21 protein-coding genes and 1 pseudogene are annotated in these 19,074 nt (G+C 65.7%); 5 read left to right on the forward strand and 17 right to left on the reverse strand.

Annotated features, from left to right (window positions below; translation table 11 throughout):
• Window positions 1-22 precede the first annotated feature (22 nt).
• On the forward strand, window positions 23-1,024 hold the full coding sequence (locus A9973_RS18740) for a tripartite tricarboxylate transporter substrate binding protein (RefSeq protein WP_183015212.1): 1,002 nt from the start codon (window positions 23-25) through the stop codon (window positions 1,022-1,024).
• 52 nt (window positions 1,025-1,076) lie between these two features.
• Here A9973_RS18740 and A9973_RS18745 read toward each other — a convergent pair whose 3' ends face one another.
• The 8 genes from A9973_RS18745 to ytfE form a co-directional block, all read right to left on the reverse strand.
• Entirely contained in the window at window positions 1,077-2,633 is a 1,557-nt protein-coding gene (locus A9973_RS18745) for an ABC transporter substrate-binding protein (protein WP_183015213.1), read from the reverse strand.
• A 192-nt stretch (window positions 2,634-2,825) separates the two neighbouring features.
• On the reverse strand, window positions 2,826-3,446 hold the full coding sequence (locus A9973_RS18750; protein WP_183015214.1) for a GntR family transcriptional regulator: 621 nt from the start codon (window positions 3,444-3,446) through the stop codon (window positions 2,826-2,828).
• 83 nt (window positions 3,447-3,529) lie between these two features.
• Entirely contained in the window at window positions 3,530-5,185 is a 1,656-nt protein-coding gene (locus A9973_RS18755; RefSeq protein ID WP_183015215.1) for an ABC transporter ATP-binding protein, read from the reverse strand.
• Window positions 5,182-6,003, reverse strand: coding sequence for an ABC transporter permease (locus A9973_RS18760; RefSeq protein ID WP_105555188.1), 822 nt, complete (start codon window positions 6,001-6,003; stop codon window positions 5,182-5,184). The genes A9973_RS18755 and A9973_RS18760 overlap by 4 nt, the downstream gene beginning before the upstream one ends.
• Window positions 6,000-6,944, reverse strand: coding sequence for an ABC transporter permease (locus A9973_RS18765; protein ID WP_006223711.1), 945 nt, complete (start codon window positions 6,942-6,944; stop codon window positions 6,000-6,002). The genes A9973_RS18760 and A9973_RS18765 overlap by 4 nt, the downstream gene beginning before the upstream one ends.
• 58 nt (window positions 6,945-7,002) lie before the next feature.
• Window positions 7,003-7,872 (reverse strand): alpha/beta hydrolase, encoded by an 870-nt coding sequence (locus tag A9973_RS18770; RefSeq protein ID WP_183015216.1) that lies wholly within the window; start codon window positions 7,870-7,872, stop codon window positions 7,003-7,005.
• 219 nt (window positions 7,873-8,091) lie between these two features.
• The gene (locus tag A9973_RS18775; RefSeq protein ID WP_183015217.1) at window positions 8,092-9,009 is read right to left on the reverse strand and encodes a DUF808 domain-containing protein; all 918 of its coding nucleotides are present in this window, start codon (window positions 9,007-9,009) and stop codon (window positions 8,092-8,094) included.
• Between the two features lie 61 nt (window positions 9,010-9,070).
• On the reverse strand, window positions 9,071-9,742 hold the full coding sequence (gene ytfE / locus A9973_RS18780) for an iron-sulfur cluster repair protein YtfE (protein ID WP_183015218.1): 672 nt from the start codon (window positions 9,740-9,742) through the stop codon (window positions 9,071-9,073).
• Window positions 9,743-9,895: 153 nt separating this feature from the next.
• On the opposite strand from ytfE, the gene norR reads away from it, so the two are divergent.
• Window positions 9,896-11,425 carry a nitric oxide reductase transcriptional regulator NorR gene (norR, locus tag A9973_RS18785; protein ID WP_183015219.1) on the forward strand — a complete coding sequence of 510 codons (1,530 nt, stop codon included), beginning with the start codon at window positions 9,896-9,898 and terminating at the stop codon, window positions 11,423-11,425.
• 268 nt (window positions 11,426-11,693) lie between these two features.
• Here the strand turns inward: norR and A9973_RS31180 are convergent.
• The 7 genes and pseudogenes from A9973_RS31180 to A9973_RS18820 all read right to left on the reverse strand — a co-directional run.
• Window positions 11,694-12,080 (reverse strand): annotated as a pseudogene (locus tag A9973_RS31180) (TonB-dependent receptor domain-containing protein); the annotation flags it as partial.
• A complete protein-coding gene (locus tag A9973_RS18795; protein WP_183015220.1) occupies window positions 12,077-12,319 on the reverse strand; it encodes a DUF4880 domain-containing protein in 243 nt (80 codons plus the stop codon). The gene A9973_RS18795 and the pseudogene A9973_RS31180, both read right to left, overlap by 4 nt.
• Window positions 12,316-12,861 carry an RNA polymerase sigma factor gene (locus tag A9973_RS18800; protein WP_183015221.1) on the reverse strand — a complete coding sequence of 182 codons (546 nt, stop codon included), beginning with the start codon at window positions 12,859-12,861 and terminating at the stop codon, window positions 12,316-12,318. Before A9973_RS18800 ends, A9973_RS18795 begins: the two co-directional genes overlap by 4 nt.
• Window positions 12,862-12,997: 136 nt before the next feature.
• Window positions 12,998-13,354, reverse strand: a complete 357-nt coding sequence (locus tag A9973_RS18805; RefSeq protein WP_183015222.1) for a gamma-glutamylcyclotransferase family protein — start codon at window positions 13,352-13,354, stop codon at window positions 12,998-13,000.
• A gap of 90 nt (window positions 13,355-13,444) precedes the next feature.
• Complete coding sequence (locus A9973_RS18810) at window positions 13,445-13,981, reverse strand: hypothetical protein (protein ID WP_183015223.1); 537 nt, start codon at window positions 13,979-13,981, stop codon at window positions 13,445-13,447.
• Window positions 13,982-14,121: 140 nt separating this feature from the next.
• Window positions 14,122-14,379, reverse strand: coding sequence for a hypothetical protein (locus A9973_RS18815; protein ID WP_183015224.1), 258 nt, complete (start codon window positions 14,377-14,379; stop codon window positions 14,122-14,124).
• A gap of 40 nt (window positions 14,380-14,419) precedes the next feature.
• The gene (locus tag A9973_RS18820; RefSeq protein WP_105555199.1) at window positions 14,420-14,623 is read right to left on the reverse strand and encodes a cold-shock protein; all 204 of its coding nucleotides are present in this window, start codon (window positions 14,621-14,623) and stop codon (window positions 14,420-14,422) included.
• A gap of 460 nt (window positions 14,624-15,083) precedes the next feature.
• Between A9973_RS18820 and A9973_RS18825 the strand changes: the two genes are divergently transcribed.
• Window positions 15,084-15,527 carry a hypothetical protein gene (locus A9973_RS18825; protein ID WP_183015225.1) on the forward strand — a complete coding sequence of 148 codons (444 nt, stop codon included), beginning with the start codon at window positions 15,084-15,086 and terminating at the stop codon, window positions 15,525-15,527.
• A gap of 151 nt (window positions 15,528-15,678) precedes the next feature.
• Window positions 15,679-16,119: a GCN5 family acetyltransferase gene (locus tag A9973_RS18830; protein WP_183015226.1), complete on the forward strand. Its 441-nt coding sequence runs from the start codon at window positions 15,679-15,681 to the stop codon at window positions 16,117-16,119.
• Here the strand turns inward: A9973_RS18830 and A9973_RS18835 are convergent.
• Both A9973_RS18835 and A9973_RS18840 read right to left on the reverse strand, forming a co-directional pair.
• Window positions 16,094-16,834, reverse strand: coding sequence for an SDR family oxidoreductase (locus tag A9973_RS18835; RefSeq protein WP_183015227.1), 741 nt, complete (start codon window positions 16,832-16,834; stop codon window positions 16,094-16,096). The genes A9973_RS18830 and A9973_RS18835 overlap by 26 nt on opposite strands.
• 37 nt (window positions 16,835-16,871) lie before the next feature.
• Complete coding sequence (locus A9973_RS18840; RefSeq protein ID WP_183015228.1) at window positions 16,872-18,212, reverse strand: CitMHS family transporter; 1,341 nt, start codon at window positions 18,210-18,212, stop codon at window positions 16,872-16,874.
• A gap of 157 nt (window positions 18,213-18,369) precedes the next feature.
• Between A9973_RS18840 and A9973_RS18845 the strand changes: the two genes are divergently transcribed.
• Window positions 18,370-19,074: a response regulator transcription factor gene (locus A9973_RS18845; RefSeq protein ID WP_183015229.1), complete on the forward strand. Its 705-nt coding sequence runs from the start codon at window positions 18,370-18,372 to the stop codon at window positions 19,072-19,074.

Here is a 19,074-nt window from a genome sequence, read left to right on the forward strand (position 1 = left end):
TTTTCTCTATCAGGAGAGCAGCATGTCGAAGTACAGGAAATTCAATCGTCGCGGCGCGTTAGCCACGGCGCTGGCCGGATTGCTGGCGCTGGGCCTGAGCCCGGTTGCGCAAGCCCAGCCCCAACCTTATCCGAACAAGCCCATCCGCATCATCGTGCCCTTCCCGCCCGGCGGCGCGGCGGACACGCTGGCGCGCGCGCTGTCGCAACAACTGAACGACACGCTTGGCAAGCAGGTGATCGTCGAGAACCGGGCCGGCGCGGGCGGCACCATCGGGACCAATGCGGTGGCAAGGGCGGAACCGGACGGCTACACGCTGCTGCTGGGCAACGTATCGACCCTGGCGATCGCGCCCAGCCTGTACCCGAACCTGAACTATGACCCGGTGAAGGACTTCCAGCCGATCACCCTCGTCGGCAAAAGCCCGCTGGTCTTCGCCATCAACCCGGGCCTGCCGGCCAAGAACCTGCCTGAACTCATTGCGCTGGCGTCCAAAGAACCCGGCAAGCTGACGTTCGGCTCATCCGGCGCCGGCAGCATCACCCATTTGACGGGCGAAGTCCTCAACCTGGCCACGGGCGGCAAGCTGGTGCACGTGCCCTACAAGGGCAGCTCGCCGGTGCTGCTGGCCGTGGCGTCGGGCGAACTGAGCATGGGCGTCACGCAGGTCGTGGAAATGCTGCCTCAGTACAAAGGCGGCCGGGTCGGCGCGGCGGCGGTGACGGGAACCGAGAAGTCGCCGGCGCTGCCCGACGTCTCGACGGCAGCGTCGCAGGGCGTGAAGGGCTTGGAAGCGACTACGTGGTACAGCCTGATGGCGCCCGCCGGCGTGCCGGCAGCGGTCATCGACCGCTTGCAACCCGCCCTGCAGAAAGTGCTGTCCAATCCCGAACTGCTAAAACGCTATGCCGACGAAGGCCTGATCCTGGCCCCGTCCACGCCAGCGGAACTCACCGCCTTCCTGGGCAAGGAAGTCCAGGACTGGGCCGCCGTCATCAGGCAGGCGGGCGTGAAGCTGGACTAGGGCGGCCCTGCGGGAGGGACGCCTCTGGACGCCTGGGAAGTGGCCGGAAGCATTACTTCCCTTCGACGACCTTGGTCTCCCACACCCTGGGCTTGCCTTCCCACACCGAGAAGCCTTCGACGCGCTTGTTGACCGCCCAGGCGTCGGCGCCGTTGTACAGCATCAGCATCGGCGTCTGCTCCAGCATCAGCGCGTGCAGCTGATCGAACAGGGCCTGGCGCTTGGCCGGGTCCGATTCCAGGAAGCTTTCGTCGATTAGCTTCTGCGCGGCGGGATCGTCCCAGACCTTGCGCGGCTGCTTGGCCTTGTCGCCCGAGAACTGCTCGAAGCTGAGCGACGGGTCCAGGCGGGACGAGAACGAGAACGAGCTGACCTGGTACTTGCCGGTGTTGTAGCGGTCCAGCTGCGTGGCCCACTCCAGCACTTCGATCTTGGCATTGATGCCGACCGACTGCATCATGGCCTGCGCGATCACCGCGACCTGGTAGCTGGGCACGTGGGCACGCTTGTTCGCGTAGATGACGATGGGCTCGCCCTTGTAGCCCGCTTCCTTCAGCAATTGCTGCGCACGCGCCGGGTCGTACTTGTAGCTGCGTTTTTCGGCTTCCTTGTAGTAGGCCGAGCCGGCGTGGACCGCCGAGTTGTTCAACTGGCCCAGGCCTTCGGAGGCGGCGGCCACCACCTGCGGGATATCCAGCGCGGCGGCGATCGCCTGGCGCACCTTCACGTTCTTCAGCACCGGGTCCTGGGTCTGGAACAGCAGCACGTGCTTGACCGCGTCGTGGGGGCTGAAGACGGTCAGGTTCTTGGCGCTTTTCAGTTCGCCCACATCGGTGTTGGTGATCTGGCTGGCGTCGATGGCGCCGGACATCAGGCCGGCCTTGGACGTGGACGGGTCCGGCACCACCAGGAACTTCACTTCGTCCACCAGCGGGCGCTTGGAACCGACGTAGCCGTCCGGCTTGTCGCCTTCGGGCGACACGTAGTCCTTGAACGCGGACAGCAAGGTGTATTCGCCGCGCTTCCAGTCCTTGAACATGTAGGGACCGGTGCCCACGGGCTTGATCCACGACCCGTCCGCCGCGACCGAATCCTTGGAGATGATGGCGGTCATGCCGCAGTCGGTGCGCGCCAGCGAATCCAGGAACACGGCCGACTTGCGGTCCACCTTCATCACCACGGTCTTCGCGTCGGGCGCGGTCACTTCCGTCACCTTCAGGCCGTTGCGGCCGTCGAAGTCGCTGCGGCAGCGCCAATCCGTCTTCGGATCCATGTAGCGCTGCCAGTTCCAGATCACGTCGGCGGACGTCAGCGCGGCGCCGTTGTGGAACTTGACGCCGTCGCGCAGCGTGAAGGTGTATGCCAGGCCGTCCGGCGACAGGTCCACCGACTTGGCCAGCAGCGGGCCGACCGTGCCGTTCTCGCGGTAGCCGACCAGGCCTTCGACGATATTGAGCACCACGCCGTCAGTCGTGTTGTCGCGGTTGACACCGGGGTTGGTCGACCGGATGTCGGCCGGTTGCGCCACGGTCAGCACGGCCGCGTGGACCGGCACGGCGGCAAGCGCCAGGGAGAGCGCAAGCGCTCTGGGAACAAAATGGTGGTGCATGGAAAAGACTCCCCGGCGTGCGGCGCAGATTTCACGCATATATTGGCGCCAAAATAATCTGCTAATTATGGCGACTCCTCCGTAAGCCGCCATCGGGGGTATCCCTGAAGCACTCGCGGGAAAACAACGCGGCGGCCCCCTTTTCAGGTGGGCCGCCGCGTGGGCGAAGCGCCATCGGCCGGATGCGCCGCGTCAGGAGATGTCTTGCCCCACGTGCTGGGCAATGATCTTCTGCAGCAGTTTGACGTCGCGGGCCTCCAGCGCTTCGACCATGTCGAAGTGTTCGCGCGCCGAGATTTCGATGCGTGAACGGGTCACCCATTCCTTGGCGGGCGCCGCGGGCCCGCGCGCGCGGGTTTCCTGGATCAGGGCGGCCAGTTCGCGGTTGCTGCACAGGTCGTACATGCCGGCGTGGAACGCCAGGTTGACCTCGTACTGCTCCAGCAAGGTGCCGTCGTGCAGCAGCTTGGCGAAGCGTTCGGCCAGCGTGCGCAGCGCCCGGACCTTTGCCGCCGTGACGTTGGGCATCAGGTCGGCCGCCGCCCCGGTTTCCAGCAGGACACGGATGTCGCGGATCTGCAGATGCTGGTCCGGGTCCATCGCATAGACGTGATAGCCCCGGTTCGGGATGTGCGCAATCAGCCGCTTGGCGGCCAATTGGTCTAGCGCCCGCCGGACGTCCAGACGCTTGGCGTCATAGCGCTCTTGCAGGTCGATCTGTTTCAACCAGGCGCCGGGACCATACACACCCGACTGAATATCATGGGCAATACGGTCTACCAGGCCGGGCTGTGTCGCTGCCGCTTTCGGCATGGACCACTCCCGTCAATCAAATCCAAAACGCGTATTTTAGGCATAACTTCTTGCGGCGATAGCAGGGGGTTCCCCCCCTGCCCTCACGCGCTGGCCCGCAAGGGCTCTTGCCCGTCCAACCGCCACCGCAGGCGCACGCCCCCAGTATCGGTGGATTCCAGCGCCGGGATCGCCGACAGCAGGCTACGCGTGTAGTCATTCTGCGGCCGGTCGAACACGGCGTCGCGCGAGCCTTGCTCGACAATGCCGCCATCGCGCATCACCACCACCCGGTCGGCCACCTGCTCCACCACGCCCAGGTCGTGGCTGATGAACAGGCACGAGAACCCGTGCCGTTCCTGCAAGTCGGCGAACAGGTCCAGCACCTGCGCCCGGACGGTGACGTCCAGCGCGGATACCGGTTCATCGGCGATCACGAACGCCGGGCGGCGCACGATGGCGCGGGCGATGGCCACGCGCTGACGCTGGCCGCCGGACATCTCATGCGGAAAGCGCTTGGCGTACTCGGACCCCAGGCCCACCTCCGCCAGCACCTCGTCCACGCGGCGGCGCCTGTCCGCCGCGGGCATGTCGCTCAGCATGCGCAGGCCTTCACCCACCAGCTGCCCGATGGTCATGCGCGGGTCCAGCGACGAATACGGGTCCTGGAACACCATCTGGCAATTCAGGCGGTAGTCGCGCCAGGCGGCCGAGCGCCGGTTCACCAGCTGGTTGCGGAACAGGATCTGGCCGGACGTGGGCGCCAGCAGGCCGGCGATCGCCCGGCCCAGCGTCGTCTTGCCCGAACCCGATCCGCCGACGACCGCGACGACTTCGCGCGGCTGCACATGCAGGTCGATGCCGCCCAGGGCGCGCTTGGCGTTCGTGCGGGAGAACAGGCGCTGGTGGCCCGCGTAGTCCACCACCAGGTTCTTGACCTCGACGATGGGCGCCTCCGGCGCCAGCTTGCGGGCCGGCAGGCGGCGCGGCATTGCGTCCAGCAGCTTGCGCGTGTAGGGGTGCTGCGGCCGCTCCAGGATGCCGGCGGTCGTGCCCGTTTCCAGCACCTTGCCATGCTGCATCACCACCATGCGCTCGGTATAGCGCGCCACCATCGGCAGGTCGTGGCTGATCATCAGCACCGCCGTATGGTGTTCGCGCGTCAGGTCCACCATCAGTTCCAGGACGTCGCGCTGCACCACCGCGTCCAGGGCGGTGGTGGGCTCGTCGGCGATCAGCAGGGCCGGCTCCAGCAGCATCACCGAGGCCAGCATCATGCGCTGGCGCATGCCGCCCGAAAACTCGTGCGGCCAGGCGTCCATCGCCCCCTTGGGGTCGCGAATGCCGACGCGGCGCAGCATTTCAAGGATGCGTTCGCGGCGCTGCGCCGTGGACAAGTCCTTGCGGTGCAGCTTCAGGCCTTCGTCCAGCTGGCGGCCGATCGGCATGGACGGGTTCAGCGACGTCATCGGCTCCTGGAAGACCATGCCGATGCGCGCGCCGCGCAGCTTGCGCAGCACGGCAGGATCGGCCTTCGTCACGTCCACGCCTTCGAACAGGATGGCCCCGCCGGCCACCACCAGCGGCGCCGGCGTCAGGCCCATGATGGCGCGTGCCGCCTGGGTCTTGCCGCTGCCGGATTCGCCGACGATGCCGACCATTTCGCCCGGCGCTACGTCGAAGGACACGCCGCTGACGATCTCGCGGCCGCCTTCGCCCACCGTCAGGGACAGGTTCGATACGGTTACCAGTGCGCTCATTGCACGCCCCTCATGCGGGGATCGAGACGGTCTCGCACCGCGTCGCCCAGCAGGTTGATCCCCAGCAGCGCGAGCGCGATGGCCAGGCCGGGAAGGATGGAAAGATACGAGGCCTGCGCCATGAACGGGCGCGCGGCGGCGAGCATGTTGCCCCAGGTCGGCGCGGGCGGCGGCACGCCCAGGCCCAGGAAGGACAGCGCGCTTTCCGCCAGGATCACCCAGCCGAACATGGACGTGGCCAGCACGGTCAGCGGCGCCACGCAGTTGGGCAGCACGTGCCGGAACATGGTGTAGAGCTCGGAATTGCCCAGCACCCGGGACGACTCGATGAACTCCTTTTCGCGCAGGGACAGCACCGTGCCCCGCACGATGCGCGTCACCGACGGCGTGTAGGCCAGGCCCAGCGCCAGGATGATGCCGTACTTGTTGGCGCCCACCACCGCCAGCAGCCCCAACGCCAGCAGCAGGCCCGGGAAGGCCAGCAGCGCATTGTTGAAGGCCATGATGATGCGGTCGGTCCAGCCGCGCACGAAGCCCGTCAGGGTACCGATCGCGGTGCCCGCCACGATGGCGAACGTGACGGTCAGCAGGCTGATCCAGACGCTGCTTGCGGCCCCGGCCAACAGGCGCGACAGTTCGTCGCGGCCGAATTCGTCGGTGCCCAGCAGGAAATCTCCGCCCGGCGGCTTGAGCCGCGCGACGAAGTTGATCTTGAGCGGGTCATGCGGCGTCCAGAAGGCGCCCATGACCGCCGCGACGATCATCGCCCCGACGATCACGCCGCCCAGGAGCGCGTTAGCTGCGATTCGCTTTTTCATTCGGCGGTCACTCTCGGGTCGAAGATGGGATAGCAAAGGTCGATCAGCAGGTTCACGATCACGTAGACGACGCCCACGAACAACAGGCAGCCCTGGATGACGGGGTAGTCGCGCGCGAAGATCGAATCCACCAGCAGGCGGCCCAATCCGGGAATCGTGAACACGGTTTCCACCACCGCGATGCCGCCCAGCAGATTGCCCAGCACCAGGCCGATCAGCGTCCAGGTCGGGCCGAAGGCGTTGCGGAACGCGTGGCGCATCAGCACGGCCGATTCGGACAAGCCCTTGGCGCGCGCATGGGTGATGTAGTCCAGCCGCAGCACTTCCAGCGTGCTGGCGCGCGCCATGCGCATCAGCACCCCGATCTCGTGCAGGAACAGCGTCAGGATGGGCATGGCCAGGTACAGCAGGCCCGCCTTCCAGTCTTCGCCGATGGACACGTAGCCCACTACCGGCAGCCATTGCAGCTTCAGGCCGAAGAAGATCAAGAGCAGCAAGCCCAGCCAGAAGGTCGGGATGGACACCAGCAGCGTCGCCGAACCGACCAGGAACAGGTCGGGCCATTTGTTCTGCTTCCAGGCCGCGATCATGCCGGCGGGCACGGCGACCAGCGCGGCGAACAGCACCGCCACCAGCACCACGCGCCCGCTGATCAGGAAGCGGTCCCACACCAGCGGCAGCACGGGCTGCCCGGTGTTGATGGACGATCCCAGATCGCCGTGCAGCATGTTGCCGAACCAGATGCCGAACTGGGTCAGCCAGGTCTGGTCCAGCCCCAGGCGCGCACGCAGGTCCGCCAGGGCGGCCGGCGTGGCCAGGTCGCCCAGCAGCAGTTGGGCGGGATCGCCCGGAATCAGCCGGATCATCACGAACACCGCCACCGCCACGATCAGCAGGGTCGGCACGGCCATGACAATTCGGGATAGCGCAAAACGCAGCATGGCCCTCTCCTATTCCTGGACGCCGCGCGGCGGTGCGCCGCGCCCGCGTCCAGCGATATCAATTATCAGCATGTCGCAACTTGCGCAGCGCGTCCGCCAGGAAGTCCTGCACCTGGCCCACGCACTTCAAACCGTCATGCGGCACGTTCTCGACCACGTCCAGCACCGCCTTCACGCCTTGCGCTTCGAACGAACGGCGCAGCGACTCCAGGCGCTCGGGGCGCGTCTTGCCGGCGTCGTTGGCGCCCGGCATGAAGAACTTGCCGCCTTCGCGGTGGGTGATTTCCCAGGTTTCCAGGTCGGCCTTGCCCACGATCATGTGGACGGCGACCTCTTTAAGCGCCTCGATGTCGACGGCCTTGCCGAAACGGGCTTCGGCATCGCGCACGCCCACCCACCAGTCCTGGCTGGGGTCCAGCAGCGTGACCGAGCCCGGCGCGCCGATCGACACGGCCCACAGGCTTTCCGGGTGCAGGTAGGCGTAGCGGTTGACGAACTGGCCGCCGCCCGAATAGCCGAACAGGCCGAACTTCTTGAAGTCGCGGCCGAACTTCTCGCCGACTTCGGCCACCATGTCCAGCAGGATCTGGTCATAGCGGATGTCGCCTTCGCGCAGCTGCTTGAAGCCGTCGCGGTTGCCGTCGCCCAGCGGGCCCACGGGGAACAGCGGGCACAGCACGATGCAGTCGTTCCAGCGCGCGAACTCGGCGAACGCGTCGCGGTATTCCACGAAGGCGCGGCCGGTGCCGTGCATGATCACCACCAGCTCCATCGGGTGGCGGGCGGTGTCGATGTGCGGCGGCACATACATGCAATAGGAAAAGCGCGGATCGGAACGGGCCGCGAAGACGGTGCTGTGGCCCAGGTCGTATATGGCCCGCGCGCGGGCGGCGTCGGGCTGGATGGCGGGAGCTGCGTTGGACTGCATGATTTCCTCGTTTCCATGGCCGCGGCGCGGGCGCATGGTCTATGCCGGTGGTCGAAACAATAATCACATAAATTGGCGCCAATTTTAGGCGCATGCGTTTCCGGTCAACAAGGCAGGGGATTCCCTAGTGCCAACGGGCCCGGGCCGGTAGGCCCGGCCGTTGTTTCATTCCTGGGGGAGAGGTAATCAGGCGCCGCAGGAGTGCGGCGCCATGCTGCGTCAGCCTTTCTTGAACAGCCGCTTGGCCACGCTGACCACGGCCAGCACCACCGCCCCGGCCACGATGCCGAACAAGGCGTTGAGCAAGGTGGACGTCAGCGCCTGCACCACGCCGCTCCCGCCCACCGCGGCGGCGGCGCGCTCGACGGCGGCATAGACCGGCGGGATGCCGTGGGTCAAGATCGCGCCGCCCACCATGAACATGGCCGCGGTGCCCACCACCGACAGCGTCTTCATCAGGTAGGGCGCCGCGCCCACGATGCGCTTGCCCAGCCAGGCCACCGCCTGCGACCGCTTCTGGCTCAAGTACAGGCCCAGATCGTCCAGCTTGACGATGCCGGCCACCAGGCCATAGACGCCCACGGTCATGGCGATGGCGATGATCGACAGCACCAGTACCTGACGCGTGAAGTCGGCGTCGGCCACCGCGTCCAGGCTGATGACGATGATCTCGGCGGACAGGATGAAATCGGTGCGCACCGCGCCTTTGATCTTGTCGCGCTCGAAGGCGACCATGTCCACGGACGCGTCCTGCAAGGCTTCGGCGCGCGCCGCATGATTGCCTTCCGCCGAATCGCCATGCGGCAGGAATTTGTGGGCCAGCTTTTCCACGCCTTCGAAGCACAGGAACGCGCCGCCCAGCATCAGCAGCGGCGTCACCGCCCAGGGCAGAAAGGCGCTGATCAAAAGCGCCGACGGCACCAGGATCAGCTTGTTGATGAAGGACCCCCGGGCCACCGCCCACACGACGGGCAGCTCCCGGTTGACCGGCACGCCGCTCACTTGCTGCGCGTTCAGCGCCAGGTCGTCGCCCAGCACGCCGGCCGTTTTCTTGGCCGCCACTTTGGTCATGACGGAGACGTCGTCCAGAATCGTGGCGATATCGTCGAACAATGCGAAGAAACTGCTTCCGGCCATCAAGCATCCCCTGAGCCCTAAGGTGCCCCGAGTGTACAGGCCGCAGGCGCCGGCGGGCCGGTCAGTTGCGCACCGGCGCGGCGGCGTCGTCGAACAGGATGTTGTTTTCCAGATGGATGTGCGCCATCAGGTCTTCCTTGAACGTGCGGATGCCCAGGTACAGCGCGCGCCAGGTGTTGCATGCGGCGCGCGGCAAGGTCAGGCCGTGCGTCAGCGCCAGCAGGCGTTCCAGCGCCACGCCATGGTCGTCGTGCTCCATGCGCATCACCATGATGGGCATGGTCGCCATCGCCCCATGGCCGCGGGCCAGCATCGGGAACAGCACCTGCTCTTCCTTCTGCATATGGCTTTCCAGTTCCTGGTGCATCGTGCGCAGGTGGTCGGCCAGGCCGGCCGGACAATCCGGGCTGTCGGCATGCACCTGTTCCACCTTCAGCGCCAGCCGGATCAGTTCGGGCAACTGCTGGCGATGCACATCGTGATAGCGCGCCAGGATGTGGTCGATCAGTTCGGCGGGGGAGGCCAGGCCCCAATCCGTCTCCCGGGGCGGGTTTCTCGACAGCGCGATCAGACGCGCCTCGATCTGCGCCGGATCCAGCGACCGTTGGGCCGCCGCTTCGCCCAGACTTTTCTTGCCGCCACAGCAGAAATCCAGTTCGTATTCGTGGAACACCTGCGTGGCGCCCGGAATGCTGCGGGCCAACTGGCCCAGGGATTGCTCAACCATGTTCATCGCGTCTCTCCAGTGATCTTGACGGGTACCTGGATAGAAGCGAAAACCATGCCAGAAAAACATTGCTTCAAATCAAAGACTTGCAAAACAAAGGGTAGATAAGACCATCGCAAATCGGGGTTTTAATCACCCTGCGACGGTAAAATCGACCCCATGCGAAACCTCTTGCTTGCCGATCTGGTGGCTGATCTTCCGCCCGCCATCCGTCTGCAACGGCTGGTCTCCAGCCTGCGTGCGCATTTCCGCTGCGGCGCCGTCGCCCTGCTTCAACAGGAAGAGGATCATCTGCGTCCCGTCGCGGTTGACGGCCTGACCCGGGACGCGCTGGGCCGGCGCTTCGCCGTGCACCAGCACCCGCGCCTGGCCGCCATCCTGGCCCGCCGCGGCATCACCTGCTTCCATCACGACAGCACACTGCCCGACCCCTACGACGGCCTCATCAACGGCATGGCCGGCGAACCGCTGCCGGTGCACGACTGCATGGGCACCCGCCTGCATGTCGAAGGCCAGCCCTGGGGCGTACTGACGCTGGATGCGCTGGAAGTCGGCACGTTCGACACCGAAGCCCAGACGGAACTGCGCGACGCCATCGTGCTGGTCGAAGCCGCCTTGCGCACCACCCGCCTGGAAACCGAGATCCGCGCCTTGCGCGACGCCCGCGGCCCCGCGCCCGCCGGCAACGTGGCCACGGACCGCTACGAAATCCTGGGGAACAGCGAGTCCATCGCCCGCCTGCTGCATGAAATCGACGTGGTGGCCGATTCCGACCTGCCGGTCCTGCTCCTGGGCGAAACCGGCGTCGGCAAGGAGTTGTTCGCGCATCGCGTGCATCGCCTGTCGCGCCGCGGCGGCAAACCGCTGGTGCATGTGAACTGCGCCGCCCTGCCGGAATCCCTGGCGGAAAGCGAATTGTTCGGTCACGCCAAGGGCGCGTTCTCAGGCGCGGTCACGGACCGGCCCGGCCGCTTCGAAGCGGCCAACGGCGGCACGCTGTTCCTGGACGAAGTCGGCGAACTGCCGCTGCTGGTGCAGGCCAAGCTGTTGCGCGCCCTGCAGAACGGCGAAATCCAGCGCCTGGGCGACGACCGGCCGCGCACGGTGGACGTGCGCATCGTGGCCGCCACCAACCGCAGCCTGCAAGACCTGGTGCAGGCCGGCGATTTCCGCGCCGACCTCTATCACCGCCTGTCGGTCTACCCGGTTCCGATTCCGCCGCTACGCGAACGCGGCAATGACGTGCTGCTGCTGGCCGGCCGCTACCTGGAACTGAACCGGGCGCGGCTGGGCTTGCGCAGCCTGCGGCTGTCCGAAGACGCCGAGGAAATGCTGCGCCGCTATTCCTGGCCGGGCAACGTTCGCGAACTGGAACACGTGATCAGCCGCGCCGCCATCAAGGCGGTCAGTCACGGCGCCGACCGCAACGACATCGTGACGCTGCAGCCCACCCTGCTGGACGTGTCGGACCACCATGCGCCTGCGGCCACGCCGGATGACGCAATCGTTGGCGACGCGCCTGCTGCGGGCGTCCCGTCTTTGCGCGACACGGTAGACGCCTGCCAGCGCCAGGCGATCCGCCGCGCGCTGCATGCGCATCACGGTAACTGGGCGCACGCCGCGCGCGCGCTGGACGTGGACCCCAGCAACCTGCACAAACTGGCGCGGCGGCTGGGGCTGAAGGCCTAGGGCTCGATCGCCCCGGCGCCTCGGCCTCCAGCATCGCTCCCTTGCTCAGTAGGTCGCGCGCACGTTCAGCATCACGCTGCGCGGCTCGCCGTAGTAGTTCGACCCGTAGGCCGCCCACACGCGCTGGTAGTAGACCTTGTCGAACAGGTTGTTCACGGTCAGCGTGGTTTCCAGATGCTTGTTGAACCGGTAGCCGGCAGCCGGCCGTGATGTCCCAGCCCGGCGCCGGGCTGCCGCTGATTTCGGCTTCGAAGCCCTGGCTGCGCATCTTGCCGGCCGCCATCGAGCACAGCGGATTGTCCGGATCCGTCATGGCGCGATTCTTGGCTTCCATGCGGAACAGCGCGGCGTGGCCGTTCAGGCGCTTATCCAGGAATTCGCCCTTCAGCCCGATCTCGACCTGCTTGCCCGTGCGCGGATCCAGCAGTTGGCCGTTCACGTCCGTGGTGGTCTGCGGCGTGAAGATGCTGGTGTAGCTGGCGCAGGCCGACAACTGCTCGTTCAGGTCCACCACCAGGCCCAGGTACGGCGTGAACTTGCCGTTGATGTTGCTCTTGGTGTTGGTGAACTGGTTGAAGTAGGCGTTGCGATTCTGGGTCCGGTTTTCCCACCAGGTCAGGCGGCTGCCCGCAATGACGGACACCGCGTCGGTCACCCGCAAGTTGGCGCGGGCATGACAGGCGCCGGGGCGCGCGCCGCTGCCTGCCGCGGCAAGGCGGCCATGTCGTCCCAGACCTGAGCCAGGCGTTCGTACTCTTGCCGATGCACCGGCGATTGCGCCAGCCACGCCTGGAACGCCTGTTCCGCGCCGGCGTCGGACGTGCGCGCCCGACGGCGCATGAACCATGCGCTCGCGGCTTCTTCAATCGCGGATAGGGGGTGGGATTCAGTCATGACGCTTCGCCGTGGACACGGCGCTTGCAATGCGCCAGGGCCAGTTGCAGGTGCTTTTCCACCGCCCGCACCGAAATGCCCATGCGGTCGGCGATGTCCTCGCAACGGAGCTCATCATACCGATAAAGGAGAAAGGCCTCGCGCTGGCGCGGCGGCATCTCGTCGATGGCGGATTGCAGCAGGCGCAGGCGCTGGTTCGTATCGGCGCGGGCTTCGGGTTGATGCCCGGCGTGGGCGGTCAGGCTGCCGTCCGGCGGTTCGAAGCCCTGGTCGTCAAGGCTCGCCACGACGTGCTCGCCGCGCACGCCTTCACGGCGCCAATGGTCGCGCAGCAGGTTGCGCGCGATCTCGTACAGATAGGCGCGCAGCTTTTCCGGCGGCTCGGCGCCGTTGCTGGCGGCAAGCCATTTAGCGAACGTTTCTTGCGCCAGATCCCGAGCGGTATCCGGCGAGCGCTTGAGCTGCCGGTTCAGAAAACCGATCAGCTCGGTGTTCCACGCTTTGTATGCCTCGGCGATCACGCCGAAGAACCGCTCCCCCATGATGCCCCTAAGTCGATATCCATCGCGCGGTCAGCAACCCGGCGCGTCGTCATGGCGTGAATCAGATGATAATGATTCTTATTGTATCAACTTTATCGGGGGCCGCCCAAAAGCGGATCGGGCAGGCAAAGACGCGTCAGGCCTTGATGTACACCCAGGCGTGCACGCCGGACTTCAGCAACACCGACACGCGCTTGTAGTCAGCGACTTCGTAGTTGTCGGCGGCGTGCAGTTCTTTCTGGCTGATTTCGAATACCGTGCCCTGGACTTCGTCTTTCGGGTCGTAGCTGGCGTATACGATCGGATGCTGCGCCTTGCCGCTGGTCTTCAGGACCTCGGGGTCGGTGATGGCCACCCAGTGCTGGACATAGCCCGTCATCGCATCGGGCCGCCCGGTCAGTTCGCGGCCGAAATTGGCCATCTGCACCGCCTTGTCTTGCAGGGTCCCGTATGCGAAAAGCAGGATCGACGTTTCGTGGAAGTCATGCACCATCGTGTCCTTCAGGAAAAAGTCACTGGTAGCCGACTTTATACCAGCGTATCCAGCAAGGCATTCCTGCAAGGTAAACAGGGCTGGCTCGCCTTACACCCAAGAGGCGGGCCAGCGCGCCAGGCGTGTCGCCCGGCCTTGCACATCCTCGTACACCGCAAGCACGCCGCGCTTGTTGCGCAAGACGACGACGCGCTTGCCGTCGAACTCGTTGATGTGGCTATAGTGCGCGGGCTCGGCCTCGCCGCCGTCCTGCTTGTAGGCCGTCTTGGCCCGGTCGACGAAGTCGTCGTCGTCGCGCTCCACGCGCGTGATGCCCGGGCGCATGCGCACCGGCGGCGAATCACCCGGTTGGCCGCTGCCGCCGTCCGCCATGAAGCGCGCGATCCGCGCCTTCACCTGCGGAAGACTGAATTCGGTTTGCGCCATTTCATGGCTCATGAGGCGATGCCGCGTGCCTTGCGGCAGTTCGCTCCACTGGTTCAGGACGGACGCCCCAAGCATGGCCAGGATGCGCTGTTCTGCGTCGTCCAGTTGCTCAAGCGCGAATGACGTGGCCAGCGCGCTGAAACGCCCCTGGCCTTGATCGCCGGATCGCGCCCTGCCTGCCCTGCTGCTTGAATTCGCCATGCGAATCTCCTGGGCGTACTGGGTAAACGCGCGGCATGATGAATTCGCGCTGTTCATTTGCCCTGCTGAAAAACAAAAGGCCGCCCGTGGAATTCAGGGCGGCCCGGTCCGGCATGCGCGCCGCGTCAGGCGGCAAGGCATCAGGCTGGCCTGGCATGCGAGTCAACCACGAGCCGGCCATGATTGATCGCTGCATCCACCGCCATTCCCGGGCTGGAGACGAATCCGCCCGAAGCGAACAGCGGCACGGCGTGATGTTCGTTGAGTTTGTCCTGGTCTGCCGCAAGTTCCACCGCAACGGTTGCGGTGAAGGCGGGCCGACCGCTGCCCCCGACTGAAATCCGGGAAACATTGGCGGTAAGCCGATAGCCCTTGTAGACCATATTATTGTGAAACATGAAACCCCCTATTTGATCAAAAGGCCCAGCGGGCCTTCATTCACAAAGCGCGGATTTGCGTGGCGTGCGGGCCTTTCGCGCCCTGCGCGGTGACATAGCTGACGCGCTGGTTTTCCAGCAGGACTTTATGCCCTTCGCTCACGATTTCCGAGAAATGCGCAAACAAATCCTTGCCGCCGTTCTCGGGCATGATGAAGCCGAATCCTTTGGCATCGTTGAACCATTTGACGATTCCGGTTTCCATAATCTCTTTCCTTTAAATGCGGGCACCGCCCGCGAAGATGAGCCTGTCAAGGAAAGGACTGCGAACAATGAAGCGCCCCCAAGGGGTGCAAGACCGGACGAAAATCGCGATGCTCGAAAAGCTTCAAGTCCACTATGGGTCCAGGGGTCGTTAAAGTCAATCGGCGTTTCCGATTACCACCAAATAGTCATTCTGGTGGCATTTAGCCGTTAATTCACCGTAAAAGCGCGCAACCGGGTGCACATGCCACGCCCGTTGTTTGCTTATTGCATAACTGGCGCGGCTTTCGCATACGCGCGCGGGATAAAGCGCGTATCCTGCCTGTATGGTGCTTGAACGCGCGTTGCCTCGCCGTATCGCCATACAGGAGTATGGCCTTGCCCACCCCCCGCAATACCCCCCCGCAGTCCCTTCGAACCTCACTTTTCACGATGGCGCACGCGCTGATTGCAGAACACGCGTGAGCGCCTTCAGAAGGTCGATCGCCAAATTCGCCAATGCCTGCGTGAAACTGCTTCCCCCCGCTTCTCCGCCACCGCGCGGCGGCGGCGCTGAACCCAAGCGCGACTCCCATCGCGATCACGCGGCCATCTCATCGCCGTGGCGCATCTACCGCATCTACGCCCGCCCCGGGCATCTGCTGATGCGCAACGAGCAAGGCCGCATTCTGGATCTCGGCATCATGAAAGGCGCCGAACCCGACCTGGCATACCGGCTTTACCCCCGTGATCTGCAAGGCAAGGGCTTCGCCACGCGCACCCTGCTGCTGGACGACATCGCCCGCCGCATCGAGGCCGGCGAAATCAACAAGGAACTGCTGAACCTGACCGATTGGGATCAGCCCATTGGCGCCGACCTGGACCGCGGCACGCACACGGACGTGTCGATGAAGCTGGGGCGCTAAGCCGCCCGCGCGGGCATCGCCGGCAGCGCGACCAGACAGCGCGCGAATGGCTGTGGGACGGCGGCGTGCAGTTTGACGTATAGACCCCATTATAATCGCGCCCCATTAGCCAATCCTCCGGCGCGTTTATCGCTACCGCGTTGCTACTCCAATGACGACTTCCGCCGCTTCCGCCCACCCCATCGCCATCGATCCCGATCAGGTCGGCGAGTACCCCGCCCTGACCAAGTCCGGCGGCGGTTATTTCTATGACGACGTATTGGAGTACCGCGTGTGGGTGCACCCGCATGCGGGCGGCGAGGACTTGCACGACGGCGACGACTATTACTACGCCTTCGCCACCTTCGAAGATGCGGCGGAATGCTCGAACGAGACGCCGGGCGCGGAGCAGCCGCTGGTGCTGGTCCGGCAGTTCGAGTCCATCAACGAACCGACGCCGGGCGTCTTCGAGCATCACACCGAAGCGCGGATCACCGAGTGGCGCGTGGAGTGGCTGGCGGACTGCAAGCGATCCGCCGCCTCCATCCCGGACTTCCTGAAAAGCCGCGCGCACCAGGCGCCGGCCGTCAGCTCATGTACACGCCGCCGTTGATGGCGTAGTTGGCGCCCGTCACGAATGCCGCGTCGTCGGACGCCAGCCAGGCGCACAGCCCGGCGAGGTCGCGGGCCGTGCCCAGCCGCCCCACCGGCACGCTTTCGATGATGCGGTCCAGCAGCGCGGGCGGGAAGGCCTTGACGGTATCGTCGGCGATGAAGCCCGGCGACACCAGGTTCACCGTCACGCCGCGCGCCGCCACCTCCTGCGCCAGCGACCGCGTGAAACCGATCACCGCGCCCTTGGCCGTGGCGTAGTTGATCTGGCCGATCTGGCCTTTTTCCGCCGCGACCGATCCGATGTTGATGATGCGGCCCCAGCCGCGGTCGGCCATGCTGTCGACCACCTGCTTGGTGCTGTTGAACAACGTGTCCAGATTGCTGCGCAGCACGGCCGACCAGTCCGCGTAGGCCATCTGGCGAAAGCGCATGTCCAGCATCGAACCGGCGTTGTTGACCAGCACGTCGATCTCGCCGACTTCGCGGCGGACCTTCGCGAACGCCGCCTCGGTCGACGCCCAGTCCGTCGCATCGCCTTCCGACGCGACGAAGTCGTAGCCCAGGGACTTCTGTTCCTTCAGCCACGTGTCGCGGCGCGACGAGCGCGGGCCGCAACCGGCCACCACGCGGTGTCCGGCATGATGCAGCGCGTGGCAGATCGCGGTGCCCGTATGGCCCATTCCGCTGGTGACGTAAGCAATGCGCAAAGCCATGAACGTTCCTTTATGAAAGTGCGGCAGGCGCCGCGGATCAGCCGACCACCCCGACCAGCGGGAACAGGCCGAACGCCAGCGCGGCCGCAAGCATCACCATGCAGACCATCGTGGCCCACTTCAGCGCATAGCGCTGGTGGTCGCCGAATTCCACGCCCGCCAGGCCGACCAGCAGATACGTCGACGGCACCAGGGGGCTCAGCAAATGCACCGGCTGGCCGATGAGCGACGCGCGCGCCATCTCGACGGGCGAAATCCCGTAGCCCTGCGCCGCTTCGCTCAGGATGGGCAGCACCCCGAAGTAGAAGGCGTCGTTCGACATGAAAAACGTGAACGGCAGGCTGACCAGCGCGGTGATGCCAGCCAGGTACGGGCCCATCGCGTCCGGAATCACGGCAAGCAGGCTGCGCGACATGGCTTCCACCATGCCCGTGCCCGACAGGATGCCGGTGAAGATGCCCGCGGCGAAGATCAGCGACACCACCGACAGCACGTTGCCCGCGTGCTGCGCGACGCGTCGGCGCTGTTCGGCCAGGTTCGGATAGTTGATGATCAGGGCCACCGCGAAGGCGATCATGAACAGCACCGGCAGCGGCAGGACGCCCATCACCAGGCTGACCATCAGCGCCAGCGTCAACCCCGCGTTCACCCACAACAGCTTGGGGCGGCGCAGGTCGTGGTCGACTTCGATCTCGGGCAGGTTCTTGGGGCCGTCTTCGTCGTAGCCGGCATGCAGCGACGCGCCGTCCGGCAGCGACAGCACGCCCAGGCGGCGGCGCTCGCGCAGGCCCAGGAAGAACGCCAGAACCAGGATCGAGACAATGGCCACGCCCATGACCGGCACCAGGGGCACGAAGATGTCCCCCGCGTCCACGTGCAGGGCGCTGGCGGCGCGCGCCGTGGGGCCGCCCCACGGCGTCAGGTTCATGACGCCGCTGGCCAGCATCGCCAGGCAGGTCATGGACAGCGCGTTCATCTTCAGGCGGCGGTAGAGCGGCAGCATCGAGGCCACCACGATCATGTAGGTCGTGGAGCCGTCGCCGTCCAGGGAGATCACGAGCGCCAGCACGGTCGTGCCGACGACGATTTTCAGCGGATCGCCCTTCACCGCGCGCAGGATGCGGCCCACGATGGGGTCGAACAGGCCGGCGTCGATCATCACCCCGAAATACAGGATGGCGAACATCAGCATCACGCCCGTGGGCGCGATCTTGCGGATGCCGTCCAGCATCATCTTGTCGATGCCGGCGCCAAAGCCGCCCAGCAGGGCAAAGATAATGGGGACGAGGATCAGGGCAACCAACGGCGACAGCCGCTTGGTCATGATCAGCGTCATGAACGTGATCACCATGCCGAAGCCAAGCAGGGTCAGAAGCATGAGGGATATCTCCGACTAGTCGTTGTTATGTGTGGCGCTGCCTCCGGCGGGGGAAGCAGGTGCCGAAGACTAGAAATAAAAGCTGTCTGGAACCTGTCGTTTTCTTGTAAGCATGCCCGTGGAAACCCGAGGGGGCCCAGGGCTTTACAATCAGCCGATGCGCATCCTGGTAATCGAAGACGACGAGGATCTGGCCGACGCCATCGTCCGCCGGCTGCGCCGTCTCGGCCATGCCGTGGACCTGCAGAACGACGGCCTCAGCGCCGACGGCGTCCTGCAGTACGAGACCTTCGACCTGGTCATCCTGGACATCGGGCTGCCCCGCATGTCGGGGTTCGATATCCTGCATCGCCTGCGCGACCGGGGCAGCAAGACGCCCGTGCTGGCCCTGACCGCCCGCATCGACATCGAAGACCGCGTCCATGCGCTGGATACCGGGGCCGACGACTACCTGGCCAAGCCCTTCGACTTCCGCGAGCTGGAAGCCCGCTGCCGCGCCTTGCTGCGCCGGCCGATCGCCCAGGCGGCCGGCGTGCAGCGCTTCGGCGACCTGACCATCGACAGCGCCGCGCGCCAGGTCACGCTGGCCGGCCAGCGCATCGACCTGCCCAAGCGCGAGTACAGCCTGCTGGAGATCCTGCTGGCCGGCATGAACCGCGCCGTCAGCAAATCGGAAATCGCCAACAAGCTGTTCGCGTTCGACGACGACGCCGCCCCCAACGCCATCGAGGTCTATATCGCCCGCCTGCGCCGCAAGCTGGAAGGGTCGCCATTGCGCATCGAAACGCAGCGCGGCACCGGATATCTGCTGACGTCCACCGACGACGCCGACAGCATCGCTCCCCCCCCGCCCCGGGCCTGA

Source organism: Achromobacter sp. UMC46 (genome assembly GCF_014170335.1).
GTDB lineage: Bacteria > Pseudomonadota > Gammaproteobacteria > Burkholderiales > Burkholderiaceae_B > Achromobacter.

Bases quoted from the DNA above. Each gene is read 5' to 3' on its own strand.
- A9973_RS18740 (WP_183015212.1), top strand. From the start codon at position 23: ATGTCGAAGTACAGGAAATTCAATCGTCGCGGCGCGTTAGCCACGGCG.
- A9973_RS18745 (WP_183015213.1), bottom strand. From the start codon at position 2,633: ATGCACCACCATTTTGTTCCCAGAGCGCTTGCGCTCTCCCTGGCGCTT.
- A9973_RS18750 (WP_183015214.1), bottom strand. From the start codon at position 3,446: ATGCCGAAAGCGGCAGCGACACAGCCCGGCCTGGTAGACCGTATTGCC.
- A9973_RS18755 (WP_183015215.1), bottom strand. From the start codon at position 5,185: ATGAGCGCACTGGTAACCGTATCGAACCTGTCCCTGACGGTGGGCGAA.
- A9973_RS18760 (WP_105555188.1), bottom strand. From the start codon at position 6,003: ATGAAAAAGCGAATCGCAGCTAACGCGCTCCTGGGCGGCGTGATCGTC.
- A9973_RS18765 (WP_006223711.1), bottom strand. From the start codon at position 6,944: ATGCTGCGTTTTGCGCTATCCCGAATTGTCATGGCCGTGCCGACCCTG.
- A9973_RS18770 (WP_183015216.1), bottom strand. From the start codon at position 7,872: ATGCAGTCCAACGCAGCTCCCGCCATCCAGCCCGACGCCGCCCGCGCG.
- A9973_RS18775 (WP_183015217.1), bottom strand. From the start codon at position 9,009: ATGGCCGGAAGCAGTTTCTTCGCATTGTTCGACGATATCGCCACGATT.
- ytfE (WP_183015218.1), bottom strand. From the start codon at position 9,742: ATGAACATGGTTGAGCAATCCCTGGGCCAGTTGGCCCGCAGCATTCCG.
- norR (WP_183015219.1), top strand. From the start codon at position 9,896: ATGCGAAACCTCTTGCTTGCCGATCTGGTGGCTGATCTTCCGCCCGCC.
- A9973_RS18795 (WP_183015220.1), bottom strand. From the start codon at position 12,319: ATGACTGAATCCCACCCCCTATCCGCGATTGAAGAAGCCGCGAGCGCA.
- A9973_RS18800 (WP_183015221.1), bottom strand. From the start codon at position 12,861: ATGGGGGAGCGGTTCTTCGGCGTGATCGCCGAGGCATACAAAGCGTGG.
- A9973_RS18805 (WP_183015222.1), bottom strand. From the start codon at position 13,354: ATGGTGCATGACTTCCACGAAACGTCGATCCTGCTTTTCGCATACGGG.
- A9973_RS18810 (WP_183015223.1), bottom strand. From the start codon at position 13,981: ATGGCGAATTCAAGCAGCAGGGCAGGCAGGGCGCGATCCGGCGATCAA.
- A9973_RS18815 (WP_183015224.1), bottom strand. From the start codon at position 14,379: ATGTTTCACAATAATATGGTCTACAAGGGCTATCGGCTTACCGCCAAT.
- A9973_RS18820 (WP_105555199.1), bottom strand. From the start codon at position 14,623: ATGGAAACCGGAATCGTCAAATGGTTCAACGATGCCAAAGGATTCGGC.
- A9973_RS18830 (WP_183015226.1), top strand. From the start codon at position 15,679: ATGACGACTTCCGCCGCTTCCGCCCACCCCATCGCCATCGATCCCGAT.
- A9973_RS18835 (WP_183015227.1), bottom strand. From the start codon at position 16,834: ATGGCTTTGCGCATTGCTTACGTCACCAGCGGAATGGGCCATACGGGC.
- A9973_RS18840 (WP_183015228.1), bottom strand. From the start codon at position 18,212: ATGCTTCTGACCCTGCTTGGCTTCGGCATGGTGATCACGTTCATGACG.
- A9973_RS18845 (WP_183015229.1), top strand. From the start codon at position 18,370: ATGCGCATCCTGGTAATCGAAGACGACGAGGATCTGGCCGACGCCATC.